Source organism: Dysgonomonas reticulitermitis (assembly GCF_054601275.1).
This window is the reverse complement of the sequence record NZ_BAAHWU010000019.1, coordinates 19,943-36,452: the sequence shown is the minus strand read 5'-3', so window position 1 is coordinate 36,452 and position 16,510 is coordinate 19,943. Positions and strand designations below refer to the sequence as shown.

General features: G+C 36.8%; 13 protein-coding genes. 11 read left to right on the top strand and 2 right to left on the bottom strand.

Annotation, left to right across the window (positions count from 1 at the left end):
• Nucleotides 1-82: 82 nt before the first annotated feature.
• The 6 genes from ACYPZI_RS08800 to trxA all read left to right on the top strand — a co-directional run bounded on the left by ACYPZI_RS08800 (nucleotide 83) and on the right by trxA (nucleotide 8,642).
• Nucleotides 83-1,327: a carboxypeptidase-like regulatory domain-containing protein gene (locus tag ACYPZI_RS08800; protein ID WP_459600688.1), complete on the top strand. Its 1,245-nt coding sequence runs from the start codon at nucleotides 83-85 to the stop codon at nucleotides 1,325-1,327.
• Nucleotides 1,328-1,383: 56 nt separating this feature from the next.
• Entirely contained in the window at nucleotides 1,384-1,944 is a 561-nt protein-coding gene (locus tag ACYPZI_RS08795; protein ID WP_459600686.1) for an RNA polymerase sigma-70 factor, read from the top strand.
• Nucleotides 1,941-2,795: a FecR family protein gene (locus tag ACYPZI_RS08790; RefSeq protein WP_459600684.1), complete on the top strand. Its 855-nt coding sequence runs from the start codon at nucleotides 1,941-1,943 to the stop codon at nucleotides 2,793-2,795. Before ACYPZI_RS08795 ends, ACYPZI_RS08790 begins: the two co-directional genes overlap by 4 nt.
• A 6-nt stretch (nucleotides 2,796-2,801) precedes the next feature.
• Nucleotides 2,802-4,379, top strand: a complete 1,578-nt coding sequence (locus ACYPZI_RS08785) for a carboxypeptidase-like regulatory domain-containing protein (protein ID WP_459600682.1) — start codon at nucleotides 2,802-2,804, stop codon at nucleotides 4,377-4,379.
• A 107-nt stretch (nucleotides 4,380-4,486) separates the two neighbouring features.
• On the top strand, nucleotides 4,487-8,230 hold the full coding sequence (gene dnaE / locus ACYPZI_RS08780; RefSeq protein WP_459600680.1) for a DNA polymerase III subunit alpha: 3,744 nt from the start codon (nucleotides 4,487-4,489) through the stop codon (nucleotides 8,228-8,230).
• A 94-nt stretch (nucleotides 8,231-8,324) separates the two neighbouring features.
• The gene (gene trxA / locus ACYPZI_RS08775; RefSeq protein ID WP_459600678.1) at nucleotides 8,325-8,642 is read left to right on the top strand and encodes a thioredoxin; all 318 of its coding nucleotides are present in this window, start codon (nucleotides 8,325-8,327) and stop codon (nucleotides 8,640-8,642) included.
• A 137-nt stretch (nucleotides 8,643-8,779) separates the two neighbouring features.
• On the opposite strand, the gene ACYPZI_RS08770 is transcribed toward trxA, so the two are convergent.
• Nucleotides 8,780-9,127, bottom strand: a complete 348-nt coding sequence (locus ACYPZI_RS08770; protein WP_459600676.1) for a hypothetical protein — start codon at nucleotides 9,125-9,127, stop codon at nucleotides 8,780-8,782.
• Nucleotides 9,128-9,304: 177 nt separating this feature from the next.
• On the opposite strand from ACYPZI_RS08770, the gene ACYPZI_RS08765 reads away from it, so the two are divergent.
• From ACYPZI_RS08765 to prmA, 5 genes are all read left to right on the top strand, one after another.
• On the top strand, nucleotides 9,305-9,694 hold the full coding sequence (locus ACYPZI_RS08765) for a diacylglycerol kinase family protein (protein ID WP_459600674.1): 390 nt from the start codon (nucleotides 9,305-9,307) through the stop codon (nucleotides 9,692-9,694).
• Between the two features lie 30 nt (nucleotides 9,695-9,724).
• Nucleotides 9,725-10,576, top strand: a complete 852-nt coding sequence (locus tag ACYPZI_RS08760; protein ID WP_459600672.1) for an endonuclease/exonuclease/phosphatase family protein — start codon at nucleotides 9,725-9,727, stop codon at nucleotides 10,574-10,576.
• A gap of 20 nt (nucleotides 10,577-10,596) precedes the next feature.
• On the top strand, nucleotides 10,597-13,398 hold the full coding sequence (locus ACYPZI_RS08755) for a M16 family metallopeptidase (protein ID WP_459600670.1): 2,802 nt from the start codon (nucleotides 10,597-10,599) through the stop codon (nucleotides 13,396-13,398).
• A gap of 149 nt (nucleotides 13,399-13,547) precedes the next feature.
• Entirely contained in the window at nucleotides 13,548-14,573 is a 1,026-nt protein-coding gene (locus ACYPZI_RS08750; RefSeq protein WP_459600668.1) for a hypothetical protein, read from the top strand.
• Between the two features lie 189 nt (nucleotides 14,574-14,762).
• On the top strand, nucleotides 14,763-15,602 hold the full coding sequence (gene prmA, locus ACYPZI_RS08745; RefSeq protein ID WP_459600666.1) for a 50S ribosomal protein L11 methyltransferase: 840 nt from the start codon (nucleotides 14,763-14,765) through the stop codon (nucleotides 15,600-15,602).
• A gap of 237 nt (nucleotides 15,603-15,839) precedes the next feature.
• Here the strand turns inward: prmA and ACYPZI_RS08740 are convergent, their stop codons facing one another.
• Nucleotides 15,840-16,466 carry a hypothetical protein gene (locus tag ACYPZI_RS08740; protein ID WP_459600664.1) on the bottom strand — a complete coding sequence of 209 codons (627 nt, stop codon included), beginning with the start codon at nucleotides 16,464-16,466 and terminating at the stop codon, nucleotides 15,840-15,842.
• Nucleotides 16,467-16,510: the final 44 nt, after the last annotated feature.

Genomic DNA, 16,510 nt, shown 5'->3' with positions numbered 1-16,510 from the left:
AGTTTATTTTTCCATAGGGTTTTTGTTTCGTGAACAATCATATTAGTAGAAGGTTTTAATTAATAATCTAAATATATTAGTCATGAAAACAAAATATATTAAAACAGCACACTTCCTCATTGTTATATCTTTGATGTTAGCTACGCTATCTGTAGCTGCGCAAGATTATATTACTGTCACAGGAGTTGTAAAGGACAAACGCTCTAACAAGAAGCTCGAATATGTAAACATTTCTGTTCATGGTACAAGCATTGGCACTGTAACAAATGCTGACGGGGGATTTTCTATAAAAATAAAGGATAGCATTCAAGTGAAGACATTGGAAATATCTCATATCGGATATTTCAACCAGCAATTTCCGGTTAAGTCAGATGCATTAAATAATATAACCATACTGCTGACACCGAACGACCGAACCCTGAAAGAGGTAATTGTTCATCCGACAGATCCGTTGGAGCTAGTAGAAAAAGCAATTGAAAAAATAGCAGTGAACAACAGTCACAATAAAAATATGCTTACGGGATTTTACCGCGAAACTGTAAGAAAAAGACGCAATTATATTAATATTTCAGAAGCAATAATCAATATATATAAAACTCCGTACACAGAAGGAACCGATCGCGACAGGGTACAGATATACAAAGGACGTAAACTTCTTAGCCCTAAACCCGGCGATACACTGATTGTAAAATTTGAGGGTGGCCCTACCCTGTCTACCTATCTGGATGTTGTTAAAAATAAAGATGTCCTGCTGGATAAAGAAACCCTTCACTATTACAAGTTCAAGATGGAGAACCCTGTCATGATAGATGAGCATCTGCATTATGTAGTTAGTTTTCAGCCACAAGTAGTACTCCCTTATGCATTATTCTACGGGAAACTATATATAGACAACGAAACCTTGACTTTTTCGAGAGCTGAATTCAGCCTGAGCATGGATGACCGGAATAAAGCTACACAAGCAATCCTCAAAAAGAAACCCTTTGGCATGCATTTCAAGCCCGAAGATGTATCATATCTGGTAACATATAAAACCATTGATGGAATAAGCTATTTAAATTATGTCCGGAATGAGGTTCGCTTTAAATGTGATTGGAAACGCAAACTATTTTCTACAGGATATACTATTGTTTCCGAAATGGTTGTAACAGATAAAAGGGAAGACAATGTAAGCAGTATTTCTCACAAGGATTCATTCAACAAAAATCAAGTATTGTCGGACAAAGTAAGGAGTTTCTACGATTCAAATTTCTGGGAAGATTACAACATTATAGAGCCGACAGAATCATTGGACGCGGCTGTCAGCAAATTAAAGAAACAACAATAAAGATATAAAGGGTTTTTATTAGGTAGGGTGATCATCTTTTTTAGTCCTGATTGGTTATGTTGAATGATTTGATAATATTGAGAAAAATAAAAGAAGGGAATATCAAGGCTTTTGAAAGTCTGTTTAAGCAATATTATTCTTCTCTCTATTTGTACGCTCTCGGCATAACCGGTCGCAAGGACGTTTCAGAAGAAATAGTACAAGAATTATTCTACATCCTATGGAAAGAAAGAGAGAGCATACAAATATACCGCTCCTTAAAAAGCTATTTATACAAAGCTGTGCGAAATGAATCCCTGCAATATCACGAACGCATAAACGTTGAAAGCCGCCATCGGGAAACAGTATTGAGCAACAAGACTGAATTGGAAGATAGTACACCTTCTACCCCTCAAGAAGAAATAGAGTATAAAGAATTGGAAGACGTAGTCAACAAAACCTTACGAAAACTACCGGAAAGACGCCTTAAGATATTCAAAATGCATCGAATGGAAGGGAAAAAATATAAAGAAATAGCAGAATTATTATCTGTATCCATCAAAACAGTCGAAGCTGAGATGTCTAAAACATACAGTCAACTAAGGCACGAAATTGAAAAATATAAACAAGTATTATGACTTTAAAAGAAAACAATAATAGGATTACAGATCAAGCGTGGAATAAACTATACAGCCGGCTAGAGGAGGATGGTTTGTTGTCTGATGCTGACAATAAACCAAAACAAAGCATATTTCATATGACACCCTTAAAATGGGCAGCCGCGATAGCTGTTATAAGTATTTGCCTTGCATTTGCATTCATCGGCAGACAGTCAAAAGAAAGTTATACAATTGATATGCTGACTTTGAACAATGATAAAGATGCCTCTACTTTGGTATCTACCCTAGAGGATGGCTCTATGATATATCTATCCGGGTCGGCATCATTAGAGTACCCTACCCGCTTTGCCGATGACAAAAGAGAAGTAACATTATCAGGCGATGCCTATTTTGACATTAGTAAAGACCGTAAAAAACCGTTTGTAATAAATACAGAAAAAGCGACAATACAAGTTTTGGGAACAGCCTTCAATATACAGGATAAAGAGCCTTTTTCAATATCAGTTAAGCATGGTGAAGTAAAAGTAACTGAAAAGGAAAACGGGAAATTTGTTTTTGTAAAAGCAGGAGAAACAGCCATGTTGCAAGCAGGTAATTTATATACGATGCAGACATCGGATATAGAACAATTCTCAAAATACTTTAACAGCATACATTTTAAAGATCAACGGCTGGAAGACATCGCCAGGGTTCTCAATACATATTCGGATTCCATCCATATAGAAGTAGCGCCCCAGGTTAAAGACAGGTTGATAACAATGTCTTTCTCCGATGAAACTAAGTCAGATATAGTTAAATATATATGTATAGCTCTAAATATTGAATTTATTCAACAACAAAATACTATTTTTATTACCAATACAAAATAAATATATATGAAAATAGCGGTTGAAAATACTTTCCATCGTATTGCCGCCTGCCTGTTGTTGATCTCCATTCCAATAATATTGCAGGCAGATGATGGAAATATACTAAACCGCAAAGTAAAAATAACCAAAAGTAAAGAAACCGTTTATCAACTATTAAAGCAAATATCCGATCAAACGGGTTATCTTTTTATATATGACAGCCAACAGATAAACAATGACAAAGTCGTAAAAATCCGTAAAGGCGAATATACCATACGGGAAGCGATCCACACCATAATTGGAAATAACAAGCTTGAAATTACGGTCATAAGAAATCATATATTATTAAAAATACCAAGTGATATATCTTCTAATATAACTGTAGCTACCAAAGACACCATTGCTTCAACAAATAATCTCATTACTTTAGGAGGTGTCGTCTACGACAAAATAAACAACGAACCGATTGCTTATTGTGCTATCGGAGTCAATAATTCCACCATCGGTACTATCACCAATCAGAATGGAGAATTCAGATTAACACTCGCCGATTCGTTAGCCAAAAGTACGATCAAACTATCCCATATAGGCTACCTGAATGAAGAAATAGAAATTTCGCTATTAGCCGGACAAACGGTACGCATTTCTTTAGAACCAAAAGTTGTCCCATTACAAGAGATCATCGTTAGGGCTGTTAATCCTTTGGAGGTTCTGAGAAATATGATGGCCAACAGAAAAGAAAACTACCCGTCTTTACCTGCATACATTACTACATTCTATCGCGAAGGCGTAGAACATAAGAAAAAGGTTATAAGCCTGACTGAAGCAATATTAAAGATATATAAAACAGGCTATCAAAACGATGCAGGCGCCGATCAGGTAAAGCTTGTAAAGATGAGAAATATTATAAATAAGCAGGAGAGTGATACTATATTTACGAAAATGAAATCAGGCATAAATGCTTGTTTACTTCTCGATGTAATGAAAGTATTACCCGATTTCCTTATCGAACAAAGCAAAGAAGAGTCTCCATACATATATACCCATACAGACATAAGTGTCGTCGATAACCTACGGGTTAATGTCATTTCTTTCGAACAAAAAAAAGGGATTGAACTGCCTTTGTATAGGGGTGACTTATTTATTGACGCAGAAAACCAGGCGCTTTTAGAAGCCCGTTTTGAAATAAATCCCGGATACGTTGCAAAAGCAACTCCTCAATATGTCGAGCGAAAAGCAAAAAATATCAACCTAACCCTCCAAAAAGCACAGTACACAGTCTCGTATAAACCATCTATAGACGGAATTTATTATGTAAACCATATTCGTGGAGATATCGAATTTAAAGTCAAAAGAAAGAGACGCCTATTTGCAACAACCTTACATTTATGGTTCGAAATGGTGAGTTGTGAAATAAGTACTGAAAATGTAAAAAGTTTTGCCCGTAGCGAACGGCTCTCACCACACAATATATTTTCCGATACAAATTACAACTACGATCCTGATTTTTGGAAGAATTTCAATATAATCCTACCCGAAGATAAACTTGAAGATATGATCATAAACAGTATCAATAGAGTCGTCGAATCCCAGATAAAAAACTAAAAGAGGCTGTCCCAAAATATAGTTGTTGAAAACTGACTCTTGTTTTTCTGGTTTATAGCTTCTATTTGTTGTAACTTTACCCATTGTGAAAAAGCAATTATGCAGATATGAATAATTTTGTACACCTACACGTCCACTCCCAATATTCTTTACTTGATGGACAAGCCAGCATCCAAAATCTGGTAGACAAAGCAGTAGCCGACGATATGAAAGCCATTGCCCTGACAGACCATGGAGCTATGTTCGGAATAAAAGAGTTTTTTAATTATGTAAAGAAGAAAAATTCCGAATTCGATAACGCGATCAAAGAACTGGAATCCGAAATAAAAAAATTAGAAGAAACTCCGGAAAATACAGACCTTATAGGAGAATTAAAATCAAAAATAAAAGAAGAAGAATCGAAAAAATTCAAACCTATTATTGGCTGTGAATGCTATGTTGCCCGCCGCGGAAGGCATTTAAAAGAAGGTAAGCCCGATATGAGCGGTTGGCACTTGGTAGTACTGGCTAAAAATAAGAAAGGCTATCAAAATTTGATAAAGATGGTTTCTCGTAGCTGGACAGAAGGTTTCTACATGCGCCCTCGTATTGATAAAGAATTACTTGAAAAGTATCATGAAGGGCTTATTGTATCCACAGCATGTCTCGGTGGCGAGATCCCCAAAAAGATACAAGCCGGAAATATGGAAGAAGCCGAAAAATCCGTACAATGGTTTAAGGATCTTTTTGGCGGAGATTTTTATCTCGAACTTCAGCGTCATAAAACAAATCGTCCGGATGCTAATATCGAAGCATACCCTTTACAAGAAAAAGTAAATAAAGAATTATTACGCATCGGTGAAAAGATGGGTGTAAAAGTCATTTGCACCAACGATGTACATTTTGTAGATGAAGAAGATGCCGATGCTCACGACCGTCTTATATGTTTGAGTACGGGTAAGGATTTCGATGATCCCAACCGTATGCGCTATACGAAACAGGAATGGCTAAAGACTAAATCTGAAATGACCCGGATATTTGGTGATTTGCCTCAGGTTATGGAAAATACACTGGAGATAGCCAATAAAGTTGAGTTTTATTCAATCGACTCCGATGCCTTAATGCCTTTTTTTACTATTGATGCATCTTTTGGAACGAAGGAAGGTTATAAGCTATTGTATAATGAAGACGATCTGATCAAAGAATTCGGAGAAAAAGAATATCTACGTTTAGGGGGCTACGACAATGTAATTCGTATCAAGCTAGAATCTGACTATCTGAAACACCTCACTATGATAGGTGCAGAGAAGCGCTATGGGAAAAATTTAGAGACTGAAATATCTGAGCGTATAGAGTTTGAACTGGATACAATGAAAACGATGGGATTCCCCGGATATTTTCTTATCGTGCAAGACTTTATTGCTGCCGCCCGTCAGATGGGAGTTGCTGTAGGTCCGGGACGGGGTTCTGCCGCAGGTTCAGCCGTAGCTTACTGTCTGGGTATAACAGACATCGACCCTATAAAATATGATTTGCTGTTCGAGCGTTTTCTTAATCCCGATCGTATCTCTATGCCCGATATTGATATCGATTTCGATGATGACGGCCGCGGAAAAGTATTGAAATGGGTTACTGACAAGTATGGACAAGAACGTGTTGCCCACATTATCACATATGGTACAATGGCAACCAAATCGGCAATAAAAGACGTTGCCCGTGTTCAGAAATTGCCACTATCGGAGTCCAATCGCTTAGCTAAATTTGTTCCGGATCGTATTCCTGACAAAAAGAAAGTCACATTAAAGGACGCTATAGCATATGTACCCGAACTGAAAGAAGCAGCCAACAGTAATGATCCGGTAATGCGCGACACACTCAAATATGCTCAGATGCTGGAAGGCAATGTGCGCAACGTGGGAGTTCATGCATGTGGTATTATCATTGGCCAACAGGATATATCGGATATAGTGCCGGTCAGTATCGCCGAAGATAAAGAAACCGGCGAGAATATCTTAGTTACACAATATGAAGGTACGGTAATTGAAGAAACCGGACTTATCAAAATGGACTTCCTGGGATTGAAAACTCTTTCAATCATCAAAGATGCTCTCGAAAATATCAAGCACACGACAGGTGAAAATATAAATATTGACACGATATCGCTCGATGACCCAAAAACTTATGAGCTTTATAGTCAAGGAAAAACAACCGGAACATTCCAGTTCGAGTCCGCAGGCATGCAAAAATATCTGAAAGGGCTACAGCCATCTAAATTTGAAGACCTGATAGCGATGAATGCCCTTTATCGTCCTGGACCAATGGATTATATACCATCTTTTATTGCACGTAAACATGGACATGAAGATATAGCATATGATATTCCGGAAATGGAAAAATATCTGAACGACACCTATGGTATTACGGTCTATCAGGAACAGGTCATGTTATTGTCAAGACAGTTAGCCGATTTTACCCGGGGTCAGTCGGACGAGTTGCGTAAAGCAATGGGTAAAAAACTTATCGACAAAATGAATGCCCTAAAGGAAAAATTCCTTGCCGGTGGAACGAAAAACGGACATGGAAAGAAAACCCTGGAAAAGATATGGGCGGATTGGGAAAAATTTGCCTCCTATGCATTCAATAAGTCCCACGCAACATGCTATTCGTGGATAGCATATCAAACGGCGTGGTTGAAGGCAAATTACCCATCGGAATACATGGCAGCCGTACTCTCCCGTAACTTATCAAATATTACGGAGATCACCAAATTTATGGATGAATGTAAGGCTATGAGCATGAATGTACTCGGCCCCGACGTGAACGAATCGTATCTCAAATTCTCAGTAAACAAAGCAGGTGATATACGCTTTGGCCTTGCCGCAGTAAAAGGAGTAGGTGAAGGTGCCGTAATGAATATTATAGAGGAGCGCCGGCGTAATGGTACTTTCAGTAATATTTTCGATTTTGTGGAACGCGTAAACCTCAGCTCATGCAACAAGAAGAATATAGAATCTTTGGCTTTAGCCGGAGCCTTTGATGCCTTTAGTGAAATAAGCAGAGAACAATTTTTTGGTGTTAATACCAAAGGAGAAACCTTTATAGATCAACTTATACGTTACGGAAACAAATATCAGGTAGATAAAAATCAAGCAGCTAATTCACTATTTGGCGACGATACATCGTTTGATATTGCGCACCCTGAAATACCTAAGGTAGAGAAATGGTCTGATTTAGAGCGCTTAAATAAAGAACGCGAGTTGATCGGCATATACTTGTCAGCCCACCCGCTAGATGAATATAAAATAGTACTGAACTATGCCTGCAATGTAGGTATGTCCGAAATAGAAGACAAAGATGCTCTTAAAAATAAAGAAATTTCTTTCGGTGGATTGGTTAGTAACGTACGTGAGGGAATTACTAAAAACGGAAAGCCTTTTATGATAATCCGGATTGAGGATTTTACAGGCAGTGGAGAAATCCCTTTGTTTGGTGATGATTATATTAACTTTGGAAAATACGGTCGTCCGGGACTCTATGTTTTTATTAAAGGGCGTGTGCAAGGACGAAGATTCGATGCCAACCAGATAGAATTGAAAATTCAATCGATCCAACTTTTGCCTGATATTAAGGACAATTTGATAGAAAAGCTGACCATAACTTTACCGTTGCATGATATGAATACCCAAATGATTGAAGAACTGTCTACATTAACTAAAAACAATCCTGGAAATTCTTTGTTATATTTTGAAGTCGTGGATGGAGAAAAAAACATGAAAGTAGAACTTTTTTCGAGAAACTTCAAGATAAGCGTAAAACAGGAACTAATTGATTATCTGACAGAAAACGAAAGTTTTATATTTAAAGTAAATTGATTCTTTCATATTTTAAATAGATTAGTTACCTTTGCAGAGACATAAAAGTAGATAAATAATATATATATAATAAACAAACAAATAGATAACAGTTATGGCTTTAGAAATTACAGATGCCGGCTTTGAAGATCTTTTGAAATCCGACAAACCATTGGTTATAGATTTTTGGGCAGAATGGTGCGGTCCATGTCGTATGGTAGGTCCAATTGTTGAAGAATTAGCCGCTGAATATGCAGGCAAAGTTACAATTGGTAAAGTAGATGTTGATAACAATGATGAAATCACATCAAAATATGGGATTCGTAATATACCGACTATTTTATTCATCAAGAATGGAGAAGTAGTAGACAAGCAGGTTGGCGCCGCGCAAAAATCAGTATTGACGGAAAAAGTTGAAAACCTATTGAAATAAACATAAATTATTTCCAAATAAATAAAACCGATTATCAGTTGATAACCGGTTTTTTTATTTTATTTACCATATTTTGCATGTACAATTCATTGTTCAGTAACATCTAGTCCTGAAAGAAAATCCTGTGCCCATCATTCTCAATTTGCGTATATATTGTCCATTCTAAAGAAAACTTTTTGACTGTTAAAGTAACAATTTATAGTATCATTCATATTAAATATCCGATAACTATTCTGATAAGACCAATGTCCCTGAATGAATACCCTACATCTGTATACATCGTCCGAATACTCCCTGTTTCCTTCAGGTATTTTTTCATACGAGATAGCTCTCAGATTGTCTATTTTAGTAATAGTGCCATTTTCCACATCATTATTCCGGATATGCTGTTTTACAGCAGCACTCATCTTATCCAAATCATACTGGGAATTACTGCACGAGAATAGCCCCGTAATTAACAAAATATAGAATATTGACTTTTTCATTGTATATATAATTTATATTTAACTACAACCCAAATTTACGGAATCTTAGTTCTTTAAGCAAATCAGCATTGATATTATGTGAATTTAAGGGCCAAAAAGTTTAAAAAACTTATTGATATTTCTTAATAATGTTACTAAATTAGCATTTCATATGATCACGTAATAAAATTTTCAACAATGGGAAAAAAGGGATCAAAAAAAATCTCATTTCGGGATCGCGTCAAATCGGCAATATACGCCCTTAACGGATTAAAAATTTTACTTAAAGAAGAGCATAATTCAAGAATACACACTGCTATTACAATTACTGTAATCATTGCAGGATTTTTACTGAATATATCAAATATAGAGTGGTTAATCATATGTATACTCATAGCAATGGTTTTCAGCCTCGAGATTATGAATTCGGCAATAGAAAACTTGTGCGATCATGTTACTCCCCAATGGAATGAAACCATAAAAAAGATAAAAGACTTGGCAGCGGCAGCTGTTTTTGTAGCATCTGTAATATCTGTTATTTGCGGAGCAATAATTTTCCTACCTAAACTATGTGATTTATTTCTATAAATAAAGACTAATATAAGAATATCAACAACAATGAAAAAAACGTTATTTACATTACTTATTCTATCCTTATTCCTTTCGTGCAATAAACCAATGTACTTAAATGTAATGACATTCAATGTACGCCTCGACTATGCAGGAGATGGCCCCAATAATTGGCAATACAGGAAAGATGCTGCTGCAAAAGTTGTAAATATATATGATATTGATATTATGGGAGGACAAGAAGTTTTAAACAATCAACTTAATGATTTTTTAGAGCGACTACCTGGATACGGCGCAATAGGGGTAGGACGTGATGACGGCATAGATAAAGGAGAGTTCTCTCCTCTATTATATAAAAAAGATAGATTTACGGCAGAAAAGTCAGGCACTTTTTGGATAAGCCAAACTCCTGATATATCGGGCAGTATGGGTTGGGATGCAGCATGTAATCGAGTTGCCAGTTGGGCTATCTTGAAAGATAAGAAATCAGGCAAACTCATATTTGCTATAAACACTCATTTAGACCACATGGGACTTACAGCACGCAGAGAAGGGGCTAATCTATTAATTGCTAAAATAAATGAACTCGCTAACGGGCTGCCCGTTGTATTAACAGGAGACTTTAATGATCTACCTGTATCCGATGCCGTAAAAAATATTACAGATATTACAAAAAAAGGATATCTGGTCGATAGTAAATCAGTAGCATCTAAAGTTTCCGGTTCCGACTGGACCTTCCATGACTTTGGAAGGCTCCCTATGGATAAGCGGGAACGAATAGATTATATTTTTGTTAGCAAACAAGTGAATGTATTGGATTATGAAGTTTTACAAGACACGTTAAACAGCGTATTTGTATCTGATCACAAACCTGTATACACAAAATTATCAATAAAATAATACACCTTTAAATGATTAATATGAGAAAAATTTTTATTTTAATTGCTTTTATAACCGTAACCGGTCTAATGGAAGCACAAGGACCAAAATTACCAATCGATCCGGATGTAAGATACGGCAAGTTGGATAATGGGCTTACCTACTACATCAGACACAATGCTTATCCTGAGAAAAGAGCGGATTTTTATATAGCTCAGAAAGTAGGTTCGATGCAAGAAGAAGATAATCAGGCCGGACTCGCTCATTTTCTTGAGCATATGGCCTTTAATGGTACCAAAAACTATCCCGGCAAAAAAACAATGCTCAACTATCTGGAAAGTATCGGTGTTAAGTTTGGTGCAAATGTAAATGCCTATACATCTTTCGACGAAACAGTATACAACTTGTCAGATGTACCGGTTATACGCGAAGCTATCGTCGATTCCTGCTTACTTGTTCTGCATGACTGGTCTGGTTATATCGCACTCAAAGAAGAGCAAATAGATGAAGAACGTAAAGTAATTAAAGAAGAATGGCGTACTCGCAGCGGTGCACAATCCCGCATTTGGGATAAACAACTTCCTGTAATTTATCAAGGAAGTAAATATGCCGATCGTATGCCGATCGGTAAAATGGAAATCGTAGAAAATTTTCCATATCAGGTACTTAGGGATTATTACCATGAATGGTACAGGCCAGACCTGCAAGGGATCATCATAGTAGGGGATATCGATGTAGAAGCTGTAGAAGCAAAGATAAAGACTATGTTTGCCGATATACCTAAACCTGTAGATCCGGAAGAAAGGATATACTTCCCTGTACCAGATAACGAAACGCCTATTGTTTCTATCATAACTGATCCGGAAGCTGTGAGAACACAAGTTACACTTTATATAAAACATGATATTATTCCTGCTGAGGTAAAAGAAACCCAAGGAGGACTAGTTGCCTCATTCATAAAAAACCTGGCATCAAACATGTTATCCGACCGGTTAAGCGAAATTTCACAAAAAGCCGACGCCCCTTTTGCCGCATCATACGCGTATGACGGGGAATTTTTTGTATCTAAAACCAAAGATGCCTGGACTACAATTGCTTTAAGCAAAGAAGGTCAGATCGATGAAACTTTGGCAAGCCTCGTACGCGAGAATGAACGTATCCGTAAATTCGGATTTACTGAAGCTGAAGTGGAAAGAGCAAAGGCTGCTATACTAAAGAACTACGAAAATTCATACAATAACCGTAATAAACAGTTAAACAATGTATATGTAAATGAATATGTTCGCAGCTTCTCTGATGGTGAAGGCATACCGGGAATAGAATACGAATATAATTTTGCAAAGCAATTTGCACCTATGATTACAGCTCAAATGGTTAATCAGATAGTTCAACAATTGATCGACAATAAAAATATCGTAATAACTGTTACCGGCCCTGAAAAGGAAGGTTTGAAATACCCAACAGAAGCTGAATTGTTAGACGTATATAATAAAGTTGAAGCTGAGGAAATTACGCCTTATGCCGAAACTCTTTCAAATGAACCTTTGATTACAACTATGCCAAAAGCAGGAAAAGTAGTTAAAGAAACAACAGATGCTAAGTTTGGAACAACAGTATGGACACTTTCAAACGGAATGAAAGTCGTTCTTAAGAAAACAGATTTCAAAGACGACCAAATACTAATGTCAGCTACTGCATATGGCGGTACCTCGATATTCCCCGATGCAGATATATTTAACGCCAGTTTAGCCGGCATGGTTCCTGCTTTAGGTGGGGTTGGCAATTTCAGCGCTACAGACCTGAGAAAAGTATTGGCAGGAAAAACAGCCGGTGCAAACGCATCTGTTTCACGTTGGACACAAGGTATGAGCGGATCATCGTCTATCAAAGATGCTGAAACTATGCTACAATTAGTTTACCTTAACTTTACATCTCCTCGCAAAGATGAAGGCGCGTATACCACACGCATGGATATGATCAAAAATCAATTGAAAAACCTAAGCGCTGAACCATCCAGTATATTCAACGATTCCATCACATCTTCGATGTACGGCAACAACCCTCGCATGAAAAATCTGAAACTGGAAGACGCCGAGAAATTAAACTATGACCGTATTATTGAGATTTACAAAGAAGCTTTCTCAAATCCCGGCTCATTTACATTTACATTTGTAGGGACCGTAGACGAAGCGACAATAAAACCTCTGGTTGAACAATATCTGGCTTCGCTTCCGTCCGGTAATAAAAATGCTAATTACAAGCCATATGACGCTTCTATAAAGAAAGGTCAAATCCAAAATATATTCGATCAGGAAATGAAAACTCCTAAGACGAGTGTATTCGATATTTATAGTGCAACGTTGAAGAGAGATCTAAAAACTGAAATTTCTCTATCTGCTCTGAAACAGATACTGGATATTGTATACGTGCGCACAGTAAGAGAGGAAGCAGGAGGTACATACGGTGTAGGTGTAGGTGCCAACATAAGTAGAATACCCGACGGACAAACAATCCTTCAGATGTCTTTCGACACAGATCCTGAGAGAGTAGCTACAATATCCCCTATCATTGATCGCGAAGTAAAAAAGATTGCTGAAAATGGGCCTGATGACGCTGACTTCCAAAAGGTAAAAGAATATATGCTTAAGAAGTTCCAGGAAGATGAAAAAACCAATAATTACTGGAATAACATCCTAAGCAACTATTATTTCTATAACGACGACAAGCATTCTACTTATCAGTCGATAGTTAGTGCTCTTACAAAAGAGGATATTAAAGCTGTGACAAAACAACTTGTATCACAGAATAACTTTATAGAAGTGATAATGAATCCTAAGAAATAAACGATACAGTCTTCTTATAAAAGCCGTTTGAAATTTCAAGCGGCTTTTTTTGTTACCATATTGTCACCTTATCTTAACCAAACCTTAATCAGATAACGTATATGTTTCTAAATCTTTAATCTTTTCTTTGTATCATAATTAAAAGTTCAATGAAAAAGACATCTCTTATTATTTTCTTAACAGCATTAGTGAGCATAAACGCTTCTTTTGCTCAAGATTCTCTTGCATTTAAGCCTTCAGGAAAAGTTATAGCCCGTAGTTTTTTTGAATATAGTACCGGTTTGAGGAAGGTGAACGAAGAAACAGGATTCGATATTACAAGAGCATTTCTTGGTTATAGCTACAAATTTACGCCCACACTACAAGGGCAAGTCATCATCGACGGTGCAGCAGGAAAGACATCAACTGATGGACTCGAGGTATATCTGCGAAATGCATTCATTAACTGGAATGATAAGGGTTTTAATATCAATGTTGGACAAATAGGACTGATGCAGTTTAGTATCCAGGAAAAATATTGGATACATCGCTATGTTATGAAATCCTTTCAGGATCTGAACAAGATGGCGCCAAGCGTAGATCTTGGTATCACTGCAGAATATGAATTCAACCCGTACATCTCTGCCGATTTGAGTCTTACAAACGGAGAAGGCTATAAAAAAGTTAAGAAAAACAATAGTACACGTTATGCCGCAGGACTTAGTTTACATCCTACAAAAAATACTATTTTAAGAATATATACCGATATCTACAACGAAAGTGAAGATATGAGGGACGCTTTGCCTGGTGGTGTTACAGGGATAGACTATAAAAACCAATATACACTATCCCTATTTGCCGGGTATCAGGATAAAATTATTTCGGGAGGAATTGAATATAACCGTGTATACAACAAAGGTTTTATTGAGAAAAAAGATTATTACGGCTATTCTGCCTATGCTTCCGGAAAATTATCTAATAAATGGAGAGGTTTTGCCCGTTATGACTTGATGGATTCTAATAATCCGTCGACATTTACAAGCCCATGGAATAGCCTCGATGGACAATTGATGATGATCGGTCTGGAATTTCAGCCTCTAAAACAACTAAAAATAGCGCCTAACTTTAGGAATATAAACGCGGACAGAGCTAAAGCCGAGCAATATCTGTTCATCAATGTAGAGTTCAATCTGTAATTATAATAGCACTCCGGAATAAAAAGCTCTGTATGATAAAATGCAGGGCTTTTTTATTTATTCACATTCAAACACAATGAAAGATAAAAACGGCAACCAGTTGTGTTAAAATTTTTATCGCATAGTTATATTAAATATTAAAATTGAATGCCGGAATAAAAAATGTATTTTTGCACAAAATAATTTATCATGACATATATTGAAGTTAAATTTAAGTGTACTCCAAATAATGAGATAGTTAACAGCATACTATCCGCAACGATCGGAGAAATAGGATTCGAAAGCTTTGTAGAAGACGAACAGGGTACTACAGCCTATATTCAAAGCGATATATTCGACGAAGAGAAATTGCAAGAAGTTCTTACCAACCTGCCTGTTGAAGCCGAAATCATTTATACTTTTAAGAGTATTGAAGAGCAAAACTGGAACGAAGAATGGGAGAAAAACTATTTCCAACCATTAATTATAGATGATAAATGTATTATTCAGAGTACATTCCATAACGTTCCGCCTACATATGACTACAACATATATATAGATCCTAAAATGGCGTTCGGAACAGGTCATCATCAGACTACAGAGTTAATAATACGCGAAATACTGAAAGATAACTTCAAAGGGAAATCAGTACTTGATATGGGAACCGGAACTGCTATTCTGGCTATTCTGGCATCGATGAGAGGCGCGAATCCAATTACAGCCATCGATATAGACCAATGGGCATATGATAATGCAATTGAAAACCTAAATTTAAATCACATAGAAAATGTAGATGTGCAGATTGGAGGCGCTGAATTACTTGGCAATAAAACATTCGACATAATCCTGGCCAATATAAACCGTAACATCCTACTGAACGATATCCATTCATACTCATCTGTATTGAACCGGGGAGGCTATCTCTATATGAGTGGGTTCTATGTAGAGGATATTCCTTCTATTACAGAAGAATGCAACAAGAACGGGCTCACATTCTGTTATAATACGACCAAGGAAAACTGGACTGCCGTTAAATTTGCAAAGGCCTAAAAAGACACCAGAGGAGGCTTCTGAACTGAAACCTCCTCTGATGTGTGAGTTAATTAGGTACTAGGCTTTAAGGCAAATAAAGATTGTTTGGTTATCGATACAAAGAAACGACTTTTAAGATACCTTACCAAATTAAAAAATATATTATAAAACATATTTTTTATAAATAATGCTAATGTTTCCCTATTGTTTTTAACAAAAAAAATCATTATTCACTTTCAGATTAAAAGCCTTTGGTTATTTCCTGATTGTCAAAATCTCTTTCACTAAATCTACTGTTATATTATGACATTCTCCTAATTTCCAGCCCCTTTCGGCTAGACGTCCGGAAACTTTAGCGATAGCTTCATCACCTAAATTATAATCCGAGAGATGTGTTTTTACTCCCATTTTTTCAAAAAAGTTTTCGACAGCCTTAATTGTACCATCAATACCGGTCGTTCCAAAAACTTCTTTACCCAAACGGATGATCTTCTTTCCTTTTTGCTCTTTTAATACAGTCATTACACCCGGAAGTACAATAGCCAGTGTTTGTGCATGATCGAGGCCATAAAAAGCTGTGATTTCGTGTCCGATCATATGAGTAGCCCAATCCTCAGGAACACCCTGCGATATCCAGCCGTTAAGAGCCCATGTAGAAGCCCACATCAGATTTGCCCGTACATCATAATCTGTTGGAGTAACCAATGCCTTAGGCCCTTCAATAACCAGAGTTTTCACTATTGCCTCAGCCATATGATCCTGCAACAAAGTATTACTCTCATTATAAGTAAGATATTGCTCCATCACATGCACAAAAGCATCTACCACTCCATTTCCTATCTGACGAGGAGGTAATGTATATGTCACAGTAGGATCAAGCATCGAAAATTTAGGATAAGTATAAGCTGATCCGAATGACAGTTTCT